12 protein-coding genes are annotated in these 17,116 nt (G+C 59.1%); 7 read left to right on the top strand and 5 right to left on the bottom strand.

Going from position 1 to position 17,116, the window contains the following annotated elements; genetic code table 11:
- Positions 1-163: 163 nt before the first annotated feature.
- From H0V78_07935 to H0V78_07905, 7 genes are all read left to right on the top strand, one after another.
- On the top strand, positions 164-1,297 hold the full coding sequence (locus tag H0V78_07935; GenBank protein ID MBA2351707.1) for an ABC transporter substrate-binding protein: 1,134 nt from the start codon (positions 164-166) through the stop codon (positions 1,295-1,297).
- 175 nt (positions 1,298-1,472) lie between these two features.
- Positions 1,473-1,835 carry a response regulator gene (locus tag H0V78_07930; protein ID MBA2351706.1) on the top strand — a complete coding sequence of 121 codons (363 nt, stop codon included), beginning with the start codon at positions 1,473-1,475 and terminating at the stop codon, positions 1,833-1,835.
- Between the two features lie 16 nt (positions 1,836-1,851).
- Positions 1,852-2,217 carry a response regulator gene (locus tag H0V78_07925; protein MBA2351705.1) on the top strand — a complete coding sequence of 122 codons (366 nt, stop codon included), beginning with the start codon at positions 1,852-1,854 and terminating at the stop codon, positions 2,215-2,217.
- Positions 2,217-2,732, top strand: a complete 516-nt coding sequence (locus H0V78_07920) for a chemotaxis protein CheW (protein MBA2351704.1) — start codon at positions 2,217-2,219, stop codon at positions 2,730-2,732. The genes H0V78_07925 and H0V78_07920 overlap by 1 nt, the downstream gene beginning before the upstream one ends.
- Before the next feature lie 17 nt (positions 2,733-2,749).
- Positions 2,750-4,930, top strand: a complete 2,181-nt coding sequence (locus tag H0V78_07915; protein ID MBA2351703.1) for a type IV pili methyl-accepting chemotaxis transducer N-terminal domain-containing protein — start codon at positions 2,750-2,752, stop codon at positions 4,928-4,930.
- A 44-nt stretch (positions 4,931-4,974) separates the two neighbouring features.
- Entirely contained in the window at positions 4,975-11,148 is a 6,174-nt protein-coding gene (locus H0V78_07910) for an Hpt domain-containing protein (protein MBA2351702.1), read from the top strand.
- 179 nt (positions 11,149-11,327) lie between these two features.
- A complete protein-coding gene (locus H0V78_07905; protein MBA2351701.1) occupies positions 11,328-11,567 on the top strand; it encodes a hypothetical protein in 240 nt (79 codons plus the stop codon).
- 261 nt (positions 11,568-11,828) lie between these two features.
- Here H0V78_07905 and lysA read toward each other — a convergent pair whose 3' ends face one another.
- From lysA to H0V78_07880, 5 genes are all read right to left on the bottom strand, one after another.
- Positions 11,829-13,073: a diaminopimelate decarboxylase gene (lysA, locus tag H0V78_07900; GenBank protein MBA2351700.1), complete on the bottom strand. Its 1,245-nt coding sequence runs from the start codon at positions 13,071-13,073 to the stop codon at positions 11,829-11,831.
- A 287-nt stretch (positions 13,074-13,360) separates the two neighbouring features.
- Positions 13,361-14,083 carry a 1-acyl-sn-glycerol-3-phosphate acyltransferase gene (locus H0V78_07895; protein ID MBA2351699.1) on the bottom strand — a complete coding sequence of 241 codons (723 nt, stop codon included), beginning with the start codon at positions 14,081-14,083 and terminating at the stop codon, positions 13,361-13,363.
- 26 nt (positions 14,084-14,109) lie between these two features.
- Positions 14,110-14,646, bottom strand: a complete 537-nt coding sequence (gmhB, locus tag H0V78_07890) for a D-glycero-beta-D-manno-heptose 1,7-bisphosphate 7-phosphatase (protein ID MBA2351698.1) — start codon at positions 14,644-14,646, stop codon at positions 14,110-14,112.
- Positions 14,647-14,699: 53 nt separating this feature from the next.
- Complete coding sequence (locus H0V78_07885) at positions 14,700-16,793, bottom strand: glycine--tRNA ligase subunit beta (GenBank protein ID MBA2351697.1); 2,094 nt, start codon at positions 16,791-16,793, stop codon at positions 14,700-14,702.
- A partial coding sequence (locus H0V78_07880) for a glycine--tRNA ligase subunit alpha (protein MBA2351696.1) occupies positions 16,790-17,116 on the bottom strand: 327 nt, incomplete at its 5' end. The genes H0V78_07885 and H0V78_07880, both read right to left, overlap by 4 nt.

The raw sequence follows: 17,116 nt of genomic DNA, 5'->3' as shown, positions 1-17,116 counted from the left end.
TCCGCGCTCCCGGCACCGGTTTTTCAGTGAATGGCATGTCCATTGCTTTCCGGTGCTTGCCGCGCCGGACGCGTCAACGTCGGCGCCGAACAACCCAGGCAGCAGATTCGTAGCGCCACTGCAATATTTCAACGGAGGCAATGTGGAGAATAAAGGCTTGGCCATCTCGCTGTTTACGGGATCGCTGTTTGCAGGATTGCTTGGCGTCTCGCTGCAAGCCGCTGCGGACGTTGGCGTCACCGATCAAACCATTATCATTGGCCAATCGGCTGCATTCAGCGGCCCGGCTGCCGAGCTTGGCAACGAAATGAAAAAAGGCGCGCAGGCTTATTTCGATCTCGTCAACAGCGACGGCGGAGTACTCGGCCGGAAAATCGAACTGGTTTCACTCGACGACGGCTACGAACCGGCGCGGGCCGCGGAAAACACCAAAAAGCTGATCAACGACCAGCAGGTTTTCGCGCTGTTCGGCTACGTCGGAACGCCGACCAGCAACGCCGCACTGCCGATCTTCACGGAAGCCAAAGTACCGTTTTTTGGCGCCTACACCGGCGCCGCCTCGCTGCGCGAACCGCTGAACCGCTATGTATTCAACGTCCGCGCGAGCTACTACGACGAAACGGAAAAAATCGTCGAACAATTGGTTTCGACCGGCATCAAGAATATCGCCGTGTTCTACCAGGACGACGCCTATGGCAAAGCAGGTCTGGCCGGTGTCGAGAAGGCAATGAAAAAGCGCGATTTACCGATCAGCGCGCTCGGCACTGTCGAACGCAACACGATCAACGTCGGCAAGGCGGTACAGGCGATCAGCTCCGTGAAGCCCGACGCCGTGATTATGATCAGCGCCTACAAATCGTGCGGCGAGTACATACGCCAGGCAAAAAAAACCGGCAGCACGGCGCAATTCTTCAATGTTTCGTTCGTCGGCAGCAATGCGCTCGCCGCCGATCTCGGCCCTGCTGGTTCGGGTGTGGCGATTTCCCAGGTCGTGCCTTTCCCCTGGAGCCCGAGCATCGCGGTCGTCAAGGAATACCAGAAAACCATGACGCAGTTCGCGCCGAAAAGCACTTACTCATTCGGCAGTCTCGAAGGCTTCATCGCAGCCCGGGTGTTTGTCGAAGGCTTGCGGCGCACCGGGCGGGACCTGACGCGCGAGAAATTCATCGCCGCGCTGGAAAAAACCAATGACCTCGATCTCGGCGGATTCCATGTCAGCTTCTCGCCGGGCAAGCACGACGCCACCAAATACGTCGATCTGACGATCATCGGCAAAAACGGCAGTTTTTTGCATTAATAAGTTCGACGCCCACAAGCAAATGCTGGTAGCAATTTGAATTCTGCAATGCTATGTTATGTTGTGTGCAAGCAGAATAGCGTAAGCTGGCGCGTCTAAAAGTAAATTTCTACCAAAGGCAAGCGGGAAAGTGGGAGACGGCGTGAACGGATTCGATTTGAAGGGACTGAAAGTGATGGTGATAGATGACAGCAACACCATCCGCCGCAGCGCCGAAATTTTTCTGCTGCAAGTCGGGTGCCAGGTGATCCTGGCCGAGGACGGCTTCGATGCGCTGGCCAAAATCACCGACCATCAGCCCGACGTGATTTTCGTCGATATCATGATGCCGCGTCTCGATGGTTATCAGGCGTGCGCGCTGATCAAGAAAAATCCTAAATTCAAAGCCACGCCGGTCATCATGCTGTCGAGCAAGGATGGCTTATTCGACCGCGCACGCGGTCGCATGGTCGGCTCCGACGAATACCTGACCAAGCCTTTTACCAAAGATAGCCTGCTGAAGACCGTGGGATTCCACATGCAGAAAAAAGTCGCTTAACGCATTAGAGGTTGCTATGCCCATCAGCAAAGTTCTGGTCGTCGATGATTCCCCGACCGAGCGTCATTTTCTGGTCGACCTGCTGACCAAAAACGGCTACCAGGTTTCGACCGCCGAAAATGCCGAAGAAGCCCTGACCAAGACCAAGGAAGTCAAACCTGACCTGATCCTAATGGACGTCGTGCTGCCGGGACAAAGCGGTTTTCAAGCCACTCGCGCGCTGTCGCGGGATGATGAGACCAAGCATATTCCAGTCATCATGTGCACGTCGAAAGGCCAGGAAACGGACAAGATCTGGGGCATGCGCCAAGGCGCTAGAGACTATATCGTCAAGCCCGTCGATAAAGCCAAGCTGCTGGCCAAGATTTCAGCGCTCGGCTAATGGCTAAGCGAGTCAGTCTGCGCGAATACCAGCATGGCCTGGTCGCGCGCTTGCGGGCGGTTGCCGATGCGCCTGCCGCTCCGGTTTCGATGCTCGGCCTGCAAATCGGCCGCGATAACTGGCTGGTCGAACTCAGCGATGCCGGCGAAGTATTGCCGCTGCCTAATTTCGTTTCCGTGCCGTTGACCCGCAGTTGGTATTGCGGCGTCGCCAACGTGCGCGGCAATTTGTACAGTATCGTCGATCTGGCGGCCTTTATCGGCGAGACACCAACCCATCCGACTGTCGACAGCCGGGTTCTTCTGGTCGGCCAGAAGTTTGGCGTCAATTGCGGGATTCTGGTCAGCCGCATGCTCGGTCTGCGCAAGCCCGAGCAACTCACGCGTAAAGAACAAACGTCAATCGATCGCCCCTGGATCAAAGCGCAATATCTCGATGACGATGGCGCGCTTTGGACAGAGTTGGCAATGCGCGAACTCATACAGCATCCGGATTTTTTACAAGTCGGAATTTAGTTTTACAGGAGAAGCAAATGGCGTCCATTTTGTCGAGTTTCAGGTTTCCGCTTTTTGGCTCAAAGGGCGGCAAGGGCCGGCTTCGCCGGACAGCGGATACGCAGGATCCCAATTACGATCCGATGCAGACCATCTCTATGACGGATGACATACAGAAGGATAAATCATCCACGCCGAGTCAGCTACCGCTGATCGGCGCCTTGCCTCACGCCAAACAATTGAAGGTGCTTGGCACGCTGCTGCTGCTATTCCTCGCGCTCGGCGCCTTGATGATTTTCATCAACAGTCGGCAGACAACGCATTCCGGCATCTATATATCCACTGCGCGCGAAATGCAGATGCTTTCGCAGCGCCTTGCCAAGGGCGCGCAGCAGGCGGTAGTCGGCAACGTATCCGGTTTCGACCAGTTGCAGGACAGCCGCGACACGTTCGCAAGAGATCTGGCCACGCTGTCGCAAGGCGGATCTCGCGCCGGCCGCGACGTCCCCGCATCGTCGGGCGAGGCGCAGGCCGAGTTGCGGACGATCAGCCAGCAGTGGCAGCCGATTGAAGATCAGGCGAGCCTGATCCTTGCCGAGAAAAACAGCCTGCTCAACCTCGGCAAAAGTGTCGCGGCAATCAACGCGAGCAACACGCAGTTGCTCGAACTCGCCGACGAGGTGGCAAGCCTGATCGCTCAAAACGGCGGCGCGCCGCGTGCTATAGCGACTGCCAACCAGTTGACCATGCTGACCCAGAAGCTGGCCAAAAACGCCAATGCGCTGCTCTCGGGCGAAACGATCGATCCTGAAGTCGCCTTCCTGTTGGCCAAAGACACCAACGTATTTCGCGCCAACTTGCAGGGGCTGCTGAACGGCAGCGAAGAACTCAGGCTGAGCCCGGTCAGCGCCCCGGAAGCGCGTGATCGCCTCGGCGCCCTGCAGGCGCTGTTCAAGGAATTCGAAGGAAGCGTCAATTCGATACTGCAGAACATGCAGAAACTGATTTCGACCAAGCAGGCCGGGCAGAACATCTACGTCGGCAGCGAACAACTGATGCAGGACACTCAGGACCTGACCCAAGTCTACGAAAAGGAATTCTCGGAAATCGCAACGACAGTCGCAACCATCGTCTTCGGCGTGCTCGCCTTCGCAACCATGCTGCTGATCGGTAAAGTCATCCTCCACGACGCTCGACGCCGTTCTCTGGACAGCGGGCGCGAAAACCAACGGAATCAGGAAGCGATTTTGCGGCTGCTGAACGAGTTGGGCGACCTGGCTGACGGCGATCTGACCGTGCAGGCGCTGGTAACCGAAGATATTACAGGCGCGATCGCGGACTCGATCAACCTCACGATTGAAGAGCTGCGCACTCTGGTGAACGGCATTAACAAAGCGACCGGCCAGGTGGCGTCTGCTTCCAGTAAAGCGCAAACGATTTCCAGGCAATTGATCGATGCGACGGCAAAACAATCGGTCGAAATCAAGGAAACGACGTCGTCGGTGTTGCAGATGGCGCAGTCGATCACAGAGGTGTCGGCAAGCGCGGCGGAATCCGCCAATGTTGCCAAACGTTCGCTGAATGCCGCGGAAAAAGGCACGATTGCGGTGCAAAACACCATTTCCGGCATGAACGAGATTCGCGAACAGATTCAGGAAACAGCGAAGCGGATCAAGCGTCTCGGCGAATCGTCCCAGGAGATCGGCGAGATCGTCGAACTGATTTCCGACATTACCGAACAGACCAACGTGCTGGCGTTGAACGCGGCTATTCAGGCGGCATCCGCCGGTGAAGCGGGGCGCGGTTTCACGGTCGTTGCGGAAGAGGTGCAGCGGCTTGCGGAACGTTCGGGTGAGGCGACCAAGCAAATCGGGGCGATCGTGAAAACCATTCAGACCGATACGCAAGACGCCGTCGCCGCCATGGAAAAAAGTACTCATGGTGTGGTCGAGGGCGCCAAGCTGTCCGATGCGGCGGGGCAAACATTGCAGGAAATCGGCGAAGTTTCCAAAAACCTGGCGCAGCTTGCGACCAGTATTTCGACAGCCACGCAGGCGCAAGCGGAATCGACGGATAAGGTCGCGAAGAACATGCAGGAGATTTTGCGAATTACCGATCAGACCACGCAAGGCACGCAGCAGACAGCGGTTTCGATTGGACAACTCGCGGATCTCGCGACCGAACTGAAAGGCTCGGTATCGGGCTTCAAGTTGGGTTGAGCGTGGCCCGCCTTAATACAAGCTCGCCGAGAGCTGAAGAAACCATGAGTGCTGTAAAAGAATTCGATGTCGGGCCCCTGACCTGGGTCAAAAGTGAAATCGATCAGGCGCTGGAACGCGCGCGAACCAGTCTCGCCATGTTCGCGGAAAATCCATCCGACGGCGCCGCCTTGAAATTCAGTCTGACACATTTGCACCAGGCGACCGGCGCCTTGCAGATGGTCGGCCTCGACGGGCTCGCGCGTTTTTCGGAAGAGTTTGAAAACACTCTGGCGGCACTGGAAAAACACGAGATCGAAGCGACTCCCGCCAACCTCACGCTGTTCAACCGCGCCATTGCCGCTTTGACCCGTTACCTCGAAGAACTGGTCGGCGGCGAACCGAACGTGCCTTTGCGCCTGTTTCCACTTTACCAGGAGCTGTTCCTGGCCCGCGGCAGCGAATCGGCTGCGGAAACCGATTTGTTTTTTCCCGATCTCGGCGCGCAACCGCCGAAATTGAGCAGCGCCGGTCTGCTAGACCAGGGTGTCGATCTCGCGCAGTTCGTTAAAACCCAGCGTCGCGCTTTTCAGCGCGGCTTGTTGCGCTGGCTGCGCGATTCGGAAGACGTCGAAGCCAAGCAGTCGATGCTCAATGCGCTGCGAGCGATAGAAGGCACGCAGCCCCTGCCCGCACAGCGTTCGTTTTGGTGGAGCGCTGTCGGCCTTATCGATGCATTGGTTCACCATGGCCTCGAGCCTGATTTCGAACTGAAACGGTTGTGCGCCCGCATCGATTTGCAGTTGCGTCGACTCGGTTCCGGCTCACCGAAAGTCGCCGAGCGCTTGTTGCGCGATGTGCTTTATGCGATCGCGCGCAGCAAACCGACGAGCGGACGCACAGAAGACATCAAGCGGCTTTTCCAGCTTGACCGGCAGTTGCCGTCAGCCGGCGTGAATTACCTGGTCGAAATCGATCTGATCAAGATGCGCCCGATTTTGCGCGAACTGCGCGACATCCTGACCAGCGCCAAAGATGCCTGGACGAAATTCACTTCGGGCAACCGCGCGGCTTTGCCGCAATTCGCCGAGGCGCTGGCCACGCTCAGGCAAAAATCTTCGAGCCTCAACAGCGCGCCGCTGCTGAACCTGCTCGATGTCATGCAGCCGATCGCGGCTGACATGGAATCGGTCAACGATACGCGGCGGGACGAGGTCGGACTCGAAATCGCAACCGCCCTGCTCGTCGCCGAGAACGCACTCGACAACATTACCAACCCGAAGGCCGACATCGCCCAGCAAGTCGGCGTGATGGTCGGCCGCCTGCGCTCGGCTGTCGGCGGCAAAGCGCGCGATGATGACTTGCTGTCGCAACCTGTGCTCGACGAAATCAGCCGGAAAGCGCAGGAGAAACTTCTGGTCGCTCAGGTCGTTCGCGAGATTCAGAGCAACTTGCGGCACATCGAGCAAGTGCTCGATACCTTCTTCCGCGATCCGTCGAAACGCGACGCCCTGCCCGCGTTGCGGCCGTTTATGCGACAGGTGGCCGGCGCGCTTGCGATCCTGCGGCTGGAGGAAGCGACCGAACTGTTAAACGCCTGCCAGTCTTTGATCGATAAGGGCGCCGATCCCGCTTATGAGGTCGCGCAGGCCGAATTGGAGCTTCTGGCCGACGGCCTCAGCAGCCTCGGTTTCTATATCGAAGCCATCGAACACAATCAGTCCCAGCCCGAAGCTTTGAAGATCATCGCGCCGGTTTTCTCCCGTCTGACCGGAAAAACCTTGAGCGGACCCGATGACGAGCTTGCGCAAACGATCGGGTTGCCCGGCGTCGATGACGGAAGCGAGCCGCAGGGCGCCAGCGTCGAATCCGATCTGGCAAACTCGAAACAGCAAACCCAGGCGTTATTCGAAGCCTGGCAGCAGCAGCCCGAGGACGTCGTCGTGCGTGAGGAGTTGCAGAACAGCCTTGAGTCGATGCGCCAGGATGCGGATCTGGTCGCCGACAAGGGTCTGCACGAACGAACCGCGGCTGCGCTCGATCTGCTGAACACTGCTGAAAACACCCAGCCGGGACTTGCGGAGGCTATTTCCCAGATTACTGCGCCAAAAGTCGCGGCCATAGCACCTTCTGAACAAGCGACGCGGATGCTGGTTGCGAACAGCGATGCGGTGGATGCCGAGTTGCTCGAAATTTATCTCGAAGAAGCCGCCGAGGTTCTTGCTACCATCGAGGAGAATCTTGCGGTCTGCCGCGCGCAGCCGAACCAGCGCGATGCGATAACGACGATACGCCGCAGCTTCCACACCTTGAAAGGCAGCGGCCGCATGGTCGGCCTGATGCAATTGGGTGAAGTCGGTTGGAGTGTAGAGCAGGTCATGAACGAGTGGCTGCAGCAGGACAAGCTGCCGAACGCCGCGCTCTTCGAACTGATCAGCCTCGCCCACGACTCGTTCGCAGTCTGGGTGACCAAGCTGAAGAACGAAGGCAGTGTCGAAATCGAAGCACAGCCAATACACGACCTTGCCGCACAACTGCGCGACGGCGCCGAGCCCGCGGCAGTGGCAATCGCGACTCCGATCGACTCGCCCGCCATGACGTTCGCTGCTGTTGCGGCTATTGCTCCCGCTGTTGCGGTTACGGCTGCCACGACCCCCGTTTCCGCGGCGCCGGATCTGGAAGATTACACTGCAAAAAAGCTGCACGCGGGGCCCGCCGCTGAAGCTGAAGATGCTCGAGCTCCATCCGCTATGGCTGGAGAAACAGGTTCGATCGCGGCGCATCCGCTAGCCACGCCTGAGACTGCGGACCAGCAAGTCGAAGCATCGGTATCAGAGCACGAGTCGGAACCACTCGCGGTTGAAATTCAGATCGGCGAAGTCGTGATGTCGGCCGAGTTGTATGAAATTTTCATGAAGGAAGCAGAACAGCATCTCGCTACACTGGAACGTGAAGCCGCGCAGCTTCACGAGCTTCCACAACAGCCGATTGGACACGACTTCATGCGCGCGACGCATACCCTGGCCGGCAGCTCCCGCACCGCGGGTGTCGGCGCCGTCGTGGAACTCGCGTTCGCGCTGGAATTGTATTTGCAGGAATTGATCGAGCAGCCGGTTGTGCAGAATCCAGCCCAGATCTCCGTCATCGATAATGGGGTAGTCGCTTTGCAGGCGATGATGCAGGACCTGAGGGAAAGACGCGCCCCCCAGGGTGCCGGTTCGGAAATCGAGGGATTGCGCAACCAGCTTGCCACAGCTCGCGAACAGCATCGGCCGGTCGAAAGAGCGTTGGCGGCGCAGACACCGAGAGACGAGATCGCCCTGGAAACGGAAGCGCAAACAGCGGATGCCGGGCGAAATTCGCTTGACCTCGCACTGTCGGATCTCGTCTTGCCTCAGTTCTTGTCGGCTGACAGCGCGACGGACGGTCCGGTTTCGTTCGAGACGCCGTCGGCAGAAGTGGCTTCGCCCGAATTCGTTTCGGCCGACTTGTCCGGAATCGATCCGATGGCGATCGACATCCCTGCAAGCGATCAAATGATTGAGGAAGCGACCCTTGATCTACCCACGCTGGACCTTGTCACACCGTCAGCAGAAGCAGCGCAAGAAGTTTCCGAAACCTTATTAGCCACGGAACCGTACCCGCACGACATCGCGCCGGCGGATACATCGATGGGCGCATATGCGACCGCAGCGGAAAGCGGTATGGCGGCTTACGGATCCGAGCCAGACTGGCCGGTGGCCGAACAGGCGCTGCCTGAAGACGCCGCGCAAGCCGCAGTCCGCGAAACGAAAGAAACGCCAGTGATGGAGAAGCCGGCGCACGAGCCGAAGGCTGCGCAAAGCGCGCACGAGGTCTTGATGGATAAAGCGCCGCTACCGACACAGGGGCCTGCCGAACGCGCGCCGGCTATAGTCGAGCGGCGTGTAGTGCGCGACGATATCGACGTGCAATTGCTGCCGATCTTTCTTGAGGAAGCGGCCGAACTGGTCCCGCAAATCGGCGACGATCTGCGTGTCTGGAAGAGGGAACCGACGAATACGCAAGCCCCTCTAGCCCTGCGGCGCGCCCTGCATACCCTGAAGGGCGGCGCGCGCATGGCCGGAGCGATGCGGCTTGGCGAGCTCACGCACAATATGGAGTCGCAGGTAGACCACGCGCTTGAAACGAGCGCCACCACGCCTTCGTTATTCGACGACCTCGAGTCCGAGTTCGATCGCGTCAACGATGCGATCGAGCGCCTGCAGCGCGGCGATTTCCTCGTCGTCGAAGAAGTGACGCCGGGTGCTCGCGCAGCGCATGCGCCGTCCGCGACCGCGGGTACGGCCGCCAAAGCCCAGGTCATCCCGATCGTTCCCCTATCCGGCGAAGTTGATCTGGTTTCGGCCAAGGCGCTGCTGCGCATTCGCGCCGATATCGTGGATCGCCTCGTCAACGACGCCGGCGAAGTCAGTATCGCGCGTTCACGCATCGATGGCGAAGTTCGTTCTTTCAAAAACGGCCTGAACGAATTGACCGATAGCGTATTGCGTCTTCGCGGCCAGTTGCGCGAAGTCGAAATCCAGGCCGAATCCCAGTTGCAATCCCGTCTGACGACGATAAATCAGGAAGACGACGCGTTCGACCCTCTCGAGTTCGACCGCTTCACGCGCTTCCAGGAATTGACCCGGCTTATGGCCGAAAGCCTGCACGACGTCACCACCGTGCAGCAGACATTGCTGAAAAGTCTCGATGAAGCCGATGCCGCGCTATTGCAGCAGGCGCGCATGAATCGCGAATTGCAGCAGGAGCTGATGAGAATACGCACGGTTCCGTTCTCGAGCATGTCGGAACGCCTGTATCGCATCATGCGGCTGACGGCAAAAGAGCTGGGCAAGAAAGCCAACCTCGAAATTTGCGGCGGCAGTGTCGAACTCGACCGCAGCGTGCTCGAAAAAATCGGCGCGCCGCTCGAACACATGCTGCGCAATGCGATCGCCCATGGTCTCGAAGGCGCTGACGCACGAGCGGAAGCCGGAAAAACCGAAATCGGCGAGATCACGCTCGACGTTCGCCAGCAGGCAAACGAAATTTTGATCGTCTTGAGCGATGACGGCCGTGGTCTTGATCTGGCGCGGATACGGAACAAAGCCGAAGCCGCGGGCTTGCTGCAGCGGGATACCGAAGCCACAGAAGCCCAGTTGATGGAATTCATCTTCATGCCGGGCTTCTCGACTGCCGAGGAAATAACTCAGACGTCGGGGCGCGGCATAGGCATGGAAGTCGCCCGCAACGAAGTCGCCACACTGGGCGGCCGTGTCGAAGTTGCATCGCAGTCCGGGCGGGGCACCACGTTTTCGATCTACCTGCCTCTGACCCTGGCCGTTACCCAGACGGTTTTGATACGAATCGGCACGCGGCATTACGCGATCCCTTCGTCGATGATCGAGCAGGTACAGGAATTGAAGGCGCCCGCGCTGGCCCTGGCTTACAAGGACAACAAGATCGAATGGCACGGCAACAGTTATCCGTTCTACTATCTGCCCAGACTGCTGGGCGATATGGATCACTCGCCCGAGACGATGCGCTACAGCCCGATTCTTCTGCTGAAAAGCGGCATCCAGCGCGTGGCGATCCATGTCGACGGTTTGATCGGCAATCAGGAAATCGTCGTCAAGAACATCGGGCCGCAACTCGCGCGCGTGACTGGCATTGCAGGAGCGACGGTGCTCGGCACTGGCTTGGTGGTTTTGATCATCAACCCGGTTCAGCTTGCGCAGCGCGACATGATGCACTTGGCCATCGCCGGCAGACCTCCCGCATCGGCCGCCAATGCGGAAATAGCGAAGGCCGTAGCGCCCCTCATTATGGTCGTCGATGATTCGCTGACCGTGCGCAAGATTACCGGGCGGCTGCTTGCCCGCGAAGGCTATCAGGTAGTGACGGCGAAAGACGGTGTCGATGCGCTCAAGCAACTACAGGACATGACGCCCGACGTCATGCTGGTCGATATCGAAATGCCGAGGATGGATGGTTTCGACCTGACCAAGAATGTTCGCGCCGACCCGGTCACCGCGCGCGTGCCGATCATCATGATCACCTCGCGCACGGCGGACAAGCACCGCAATCACGCCATGCAACTCGGCGTCGACGTCTTTCTCGGCAAGCCGTTCCAGGAAGCCGACCTGTTGCATCACATCGAACGCTTCACCAAAGACCCGCGAGCCGAGGAAATCGAAAGCTTGGCTCGCGCCGGCTGAATCCCCGGTCCAGCCAGCCCATAGGCGCGGTTGGACCAGTTCGACCGTCCGGTCTTTAGCAGCAGATCAGCAGATCGCTACACCCGATTCACAACACGTATCTGCTGCAACGCAAACTGGGGGCCTGACCTTACACCGCACGTGCTAGCCGCGGATTTGCCTCAAATCTTGTGTTGGACATGAAACTGCTGTGGACTTCTGGAAAGCCCGGAGAGTCGGCGCCTTGGCAACCGCCCTCCGGGCTTTTTGACGTCTGCCTGAAGCGATGCTCCGCGGCAGATTGCTTGGGTTACTTGGACTTCTTGGCTGCCGGCTTTTTGGCCGGCGCTTTTTTCGCTGCGGGCTTGGCTGAAGTTTTCGATTTCGCCGCAGGTTTTTTTGCAGGTGTTGCCATCGTTGTCTCCTCATCCACTAGTTGAAAGTGTGGTCACCTATACAGCCTGCCTAATAGCACTAGCCGTAACCTTTACGTAGCTTCGGGCACATGCAACTGCGCCAGTTCTCGCAGATATGCGAGATCATCTTCGCAAAGGTGCGGCAATTCTATTCCTGTGAAAAAAAATTACAACAGATTTGGAATATTTTTTTGTCATTAAATCACGGCAAGATATTTTTCTTTCGAGGCGGAGAAATAATGGCGACATTGGCGATGCTTCGTTCGCGAAATTTCGGCCCAAAAATCACGATGGCAGCCGCTTTTCTCCGGCAATGAGTTGATCGAACGTTTCGCGTTCACGAATCAGATGAACCTTCCTGCCATCGATCATGACCTCGGCTGCACGTGGGCGAGTGTTGTAGTTCGAGCTCATGCTCATCCCGTAAGCGCCCGCCGATAACACGGCGAGCAGCTCTCCTTCGTTCAGCTCGAGCTCGCGCTCGCGGGCAAAAAAGTCGGCGCTCTCGCAAACCGGCCCGACAACATCGTAGCGGCGGCGGCTGGCGGCGGTTTCCTCGACGGGTACGATATCGTGCCAGGCGTCGTAGAGCGCGGGCCGCAGCAGATCGTTCATTGCGGCGTCGACGACTGCAAAGTTTTTATCCTCGCCATGCTTCAGGTACTCGACGCGCGTCAGCAGCAGGCCGGCGTTGCCGACCAGCGAGCGCCCGGGTTCAAGCACTATGCTTTGATCGCGCGCGCCGAGGGTAGCAATCACGTCTCGTGCGTACTCGTCGATCGACGGGGGCAGCTCGTCGCGATAACGGATGCCCAGGCCGCCACCGAGATCGAGATGGGAGATTCGAATCTTCTCGGAAGTCAGGCGGTCCAGCAGCGCCAGGATTTTTTCGAATGCCGCGACAAACGGTGCGATCTCGGTCAGCTGCGAACCGATATGACAGTCGATCCCGGTCACATGCAGGTTGGGCGAGGCTGCCGCCATTCGATACAGGGGCAAGGCGTCAGCATAGGCGACGCCAAATTTGTTCTGCTTCAGGCCGGTCGCGATATACGGGTGGGTCCGGGCGTCGACGTCCGGATTGACGCGGATACTGACACGGGCCGTCCTGCCGGCTTCGCCGGCAATGCGATCGAGACGAAGAAGCTCGCCTTTCGATTCGACATTGAAACAAAGAATGCCGGCTTCGAGCGCAAAGCGCATTTCGTCGGCGCTTTTGCCTACCCCGGAAAATACGGTCTTGCCAGGATCGCCGCCCGCCGCAATGACGCGCTGTAGCTCACCTCCCGACACCACGTCGAATCCGCTGCCGAGGCGGGCGAGCAGATTCAGGATGGCGAGGTTCGGATTTGCTTTTACGGCGTAGCAGATCAGATGCCGGCGGTCGAAAGCCACATCGTAACTGCGATACGCGTCCGTCAACGCGGCGCGCGAGTAGACATAGCATGGCGTACCGAACTGTTCCGCGATCTCCGACAACGCGACCGATTCGGCATGAAGCCGGCCGCCGAGGCGAGGAAAATATTCCACCGCGTTCAGTTCTTGTCGTTTTGCTGTTTACTCTGCTGCTCTGCCGACGTGCCTGACGCGGAGGGATCAGGCAAATACAGCGGCGCCTTGTGACCGCAAGCTGCCGCGAACAGGATTACAAGCAGGGAAAAGGCGAGTGTGCGCATGGCAGGTGATGAAAAAACGCGCAGTTTAGCATAGGGGCAGCGCGCTTCCGGAGAGGTAGAAAGCGCCCGCTGCTGCGCTTCAAAGTTGAGAGATTTCGCTTTCGCCGCGTTGACGCTGCGCGCTTCTTCGACTCGCAGCGGCTAGCCATCGCGGGCGGTTCCCGAAATCGTGCGCATTGCGGAGTCTATCCATTCTTCGATTCCGCGATTCAGCGCCTCGGCCTTCAAACCGGCCGGCACGATCGGCGCGCCGATCTTCACGGTGATCTCGCCCGGATATTTGAGGAACGCGCGCCGGCCCCACAGCTCTCCGGAATTGAGCGCAACCGGCACAATCGGCGTTCCGGTTTCGACAGCGAGCCAGGCGCCGCCAATCTGATACCTGGCCTTGTCCCCGGGCGCGACCCGCGTCCCTTCTGGAAAAATGACAATCCAGAAACCGTCGCGCAACCGTTGACTGCCCTGCTCGCGCATCTGCCGCAGCGCGCGCAACCCCGAACCGCGATCGATCGCGATCGGATTCATCATCGCCAGGCCCCAGCCAAAAAACGGAATCCGCAACAGATATTTTTTCAACACCCAGACCTGCGGCGGAAAAATCACCTGGAATGCGAGCGTCTCCCACGCCGATTGGTGCTTGGACACAATAATCGCCGGCGTAGCAGGAAGGTGGTGCAGGCCTTCGACCCGGTAGCGCACGCCGCAAATGGATTTTGCCGCCGCGATGATCAGCCGCGACCACAAGGTAATGATCCGATAGCGGGCGAGCGCGTCGAACGGAAAGCTCAAAAGCGCCGCGATCGCGAAAATCGGGGTCAGGATGATCTGCACCAGCGCAAACACTGTCGATCGGACGACGACCAGAGCAAGGCAGGCGCCCCGCGCATGCATCAACGGGCGGTGATCGCGGATACGGCTTCCGCGAGATCCGCGTAGACCTGGGTATTGGCGGGTTTGGGTTCTTCGTGCAAGGTCTTTTGCCCTTTGCCGGTCAAGACCAGAATCGGCAACGCTTCCACGGCCGCCGCCGCCTGCAGGTCGCGCAGCGAATCGCCGATGCAAGGGACGCCGACGAGGCTGACGTTGAAGCGGCGCGAAATATCCTGGTACAAGCCCAGATCGGGCTTGCGGCACGCGCAACACTCTTCCGCCGCGTGCGGACAATAGAACAAGGCGTCGATACGCCCTCCAACCTGGCCCAGCATGCGATGCATCTTGCTGTTCATTGCGTTCAGCGCCGCCATGTCGAACAAGCCGCGGCCGATTCCCGACTGATTGGTCGCGACCACGACGCGCCAACCCGCCTGGTTCAAACGCGCGATCGCTTCAAGGCTGCCGGGAATCGGCTTCCACTCTTCGGGGTTCTTGATGAAACGCGCGCTGTCGTAATTGATGACGCCGTCGCGATCGAGGATGGCAAGTTTCATGGATGGGAGATCCGTGAGCGGAAACAGTGTGCGGAGAATTCAGAGCTTGTCTGTCATGCCGCGAGTTTGGAGATGTCCGCGACCTGGTTCATTTCCCGCCGCAAGTCGGCGAGCAGGCCGAGGCGATTTTGCCGCAGCGCCGGGTCATCCACCATCACCATGACCGAATCGAAGAATGCATCTACCGGGGATTTGAGAACGGCGAACGTTTTCAGATACCCGGTAAAGTCGCCGCTCCTGAATAACGGGGCGGCCTGGCGAGCAGCCGACTGCAGTGCGTGGAACAAGGCAAGCTCGGCTGCATCCTGCAGCATGCCCGCCTCCGCGTTCAGGAACGAAACGCCCCTGGCGTCCGCCTGCTTCAGGATGTTGACGACGCGCTTGTTGGCGACGGCCAGACTTTCCGCTTCCGGCAGCGCGCTGAAAGCGCGAACCGCCGCAAGCTGCCGCGGAACACGGCCGAGCTGCATCGGCCGCATGCACAGCACGGCTTCGATTTCGTTCGCGCTGTAGCCGGTCTCGCGCAGATAGCCGCGCAGGCGCTCGAAAATAAAGCTTTCGAGATCAACGCGCGCATCGGTCAACATGCCATTCGGAAACACCGAGAACGCGGCGGCGACGATCTCGTCGAGCGCAACTTCGAGCTTGCCCTCGACCAGAATGCGAACGATACCGAGCGCGTGACGGCGCAATGCGAACGGATCCTTGTCGCCGCCGGGCTGTTGGCCGATGCCGAACAACCCGGCCAGCGCTTCCAGCTTGTCGGCGAGTGCGACGCTGATCGAAACGCGGTCTGGCGGCAGCGCGTCCCCGGAGAATTTCGGCCGGTAGTGACATTCGATTGCGTCGGCGACTTGCGCCGGTTCGCCGTCGGCCAGCGCATAGTAGCGCCCCATGACGCCCTGCAGTTCGGGGAACTCGCCGACCATGTCGGTTAAAAGATCAGCCTTGCTCAGCTGGGCCGAGCGTCCAGCCAGCAGCGGATCCGCGTTTATCCTGCCTGCGATCAGGACCGCCAGCTTCTCCAGCCGTTCGACGCGATCGAGCTGGCTGCCCAGCTTGCGGTTATAAACAACGTTCGCCAGTCTGGATACGCGCGCGTCGAGCCGCGTTTTGCGGTCCTGATCGAAAAAAAACTTCGCGTCCGACAAGCGCGCGCGCAGCACGCGCTCGTTGCCGCGCACGATTTCGCCGGGTTCATCCGTCGGCAAATTGCTGACGATCAGAAAGCGGTTCTGCAATGTGCCGTCCGCATCGGCCAGCGGAAAATATTTCTGATGCTGCTGCATCGACAGGATCAGGCACTCCTGCGGCACGCGCAAAAACGTGGCGTCGAATTCACCGCGATAAATCGCCGGCCACTCGACCAGCGCCGTGACTTCGTCGAGTAAGGCGTCCGACTGAATAATGCGCTCGCCGTTCGCCGCCGTGGTCAATGCGGCTTTGATCATGGCGCGGCGCTCGTCGAAGCTGGAGATGACGCGGCCTTCTGTCCGCAGCGTTTCGGCATAGCAACCGGCATCCCTGATCGGAATGTCGCCTGTGCTCAAAAAGCGATGCCCGAGCGTCGTCCGGTAAGCGATCAGGCCCAGCGCTGTTACTGGCTCGACTTCGCTTCCCAGCAAAGCAACCAGCTTGTGCGCCGGACGGACGAACTGTGTCGGATTGCCATCGGCGTCCTGATACGACATCACTTTGGGAATCGGCAACTCTTCGATCGCGTCCTGCAGCGCGCCTTCGAGCGAAGCGCGCAGCGGGGCGCCGGCTGCCAGGTCCCGGTAGAACAGCGTTTCCGTTTTTCTGTCGAGCCGGCGCTCCATCTGTTCTACAGCGAGTTCCGCCAATCCAAAGCTCGCCAGCTTCTTCGTCAGCGCTGGCGTTGGCTTGCCTTCGGGATCGAGTCCTACCTTGACCGGCATCAGTTTGCGCTCGATCGCTTTTGGCAAGGATTGCTTGCGGACTGCGCTGATCGTGACCGCCAGCCGGCGCGGTGTCGCATAAGGCGTGATTGTCGAATCATCGGTCAGGAACCCGCGCTCTCTCAATCCGGCCGCAAGACCTTCCGCGAAAGCGGCGCCCAATTTCCTGAGCGCTTTCGGCGGCAGTTCTTCAGTCAACAGTTCGACGAGTAGCGTTGCGGTCGTCATGCGTACTGCTCGGCGCTCGTCGTTGCCGTTTCAATTTCCAGCGCCAGCGGAAAACCGAGGCGCTCGCGCGACTCGTAATAAGCCTGCGCAACCAGTCTGGACAAATTACGAATGCGGCCTATGTAAGCCGCGCGTTCGGTCACTGAAATCGCGCCGCGCGCATCGAGAAGATTGAAGGTATGCGCAGCTTTCAGCACCATTTCATAGGCGGGCAATGGCAGGTTCGCTGCGATCAGGCGATTGGCCTCGGACTCGTAATCGGCGAAATGCCTGAACTGCAAGTCGGCATTCGAGTGCTCAAAATTGTAGGCTGATTGCTCGAC

The sequence above is a fragment of the Burkholderiales bacterium genome (assembly GCA_013695435.1).
Taxonomy (GTDB): Bacteria; Pseudomonadota; Gammaproteobacteria; order Burkholderiales; family JACMKV01; genus JACMKV01.
Note: the sequence above shows the minus strand (reverse complement) of the source record. Positions and strands in the feature narration are given on the sequence as shown.

Bases quoted from the DNA above. Each gene is read 5' to 3' on its own strand.
- H0V78_07925 (MBA2351705.1), top strand. From the start codon at position 1,852: ATGCCCATCAGCAAAGTTCTGGTCGTCGATGATTCCCCGACCGAGCGT.
- H0V78_07920 (MBA2351704.1), top strand. From the start codon at position 2,217: ATGGCTAAGCGAGTCAGTCTGCGCGAATACCAGCATGGCCTGGTCGCG.
- H0V78_07930 (MBA2351706.1), top strand. From the start codon at position 1,473: ATGGTGATAGATGACAGCAACACCATCCGCCGCAGCGCCGAAATTTTT.
- H0V78_07915 (MBA2351703.1), top strand. From the start codon at position 2,750: ATGGCGTCCATTTTGTCGAGTTTCAGGTTTCCGCTTTTTGGCTCAAAG.
- H0V78_07905 (MBA2351701.1), top strand. From the start codon at position 11,328: ATGAAACTGCTGTGGACTTCTGGAAAGCCCGGAGAGTCGGCGCCTTGG.
- H0V78_07885 (MBA2351697.1), bottom strand. From the start codon at position 16,793: ATGACGACCGCAACGCTACTCGTCGAACTGTTGACTGAAGAACTGCCG.
- gmhB (MBA2351698.1), bottom strand. From the start codon at position 14,646: ATGAAACTTGCCATCCTCGATCGCGACGGCGTCATCAATTACGACAGC.
- H0V78_07910 (MBA2351702.1), top strand. From the start codon at position 4,975: ATGAGTGCTGTAAAAGAATTCGATGTCGGGCCCCTGACCTGGGTCAAA.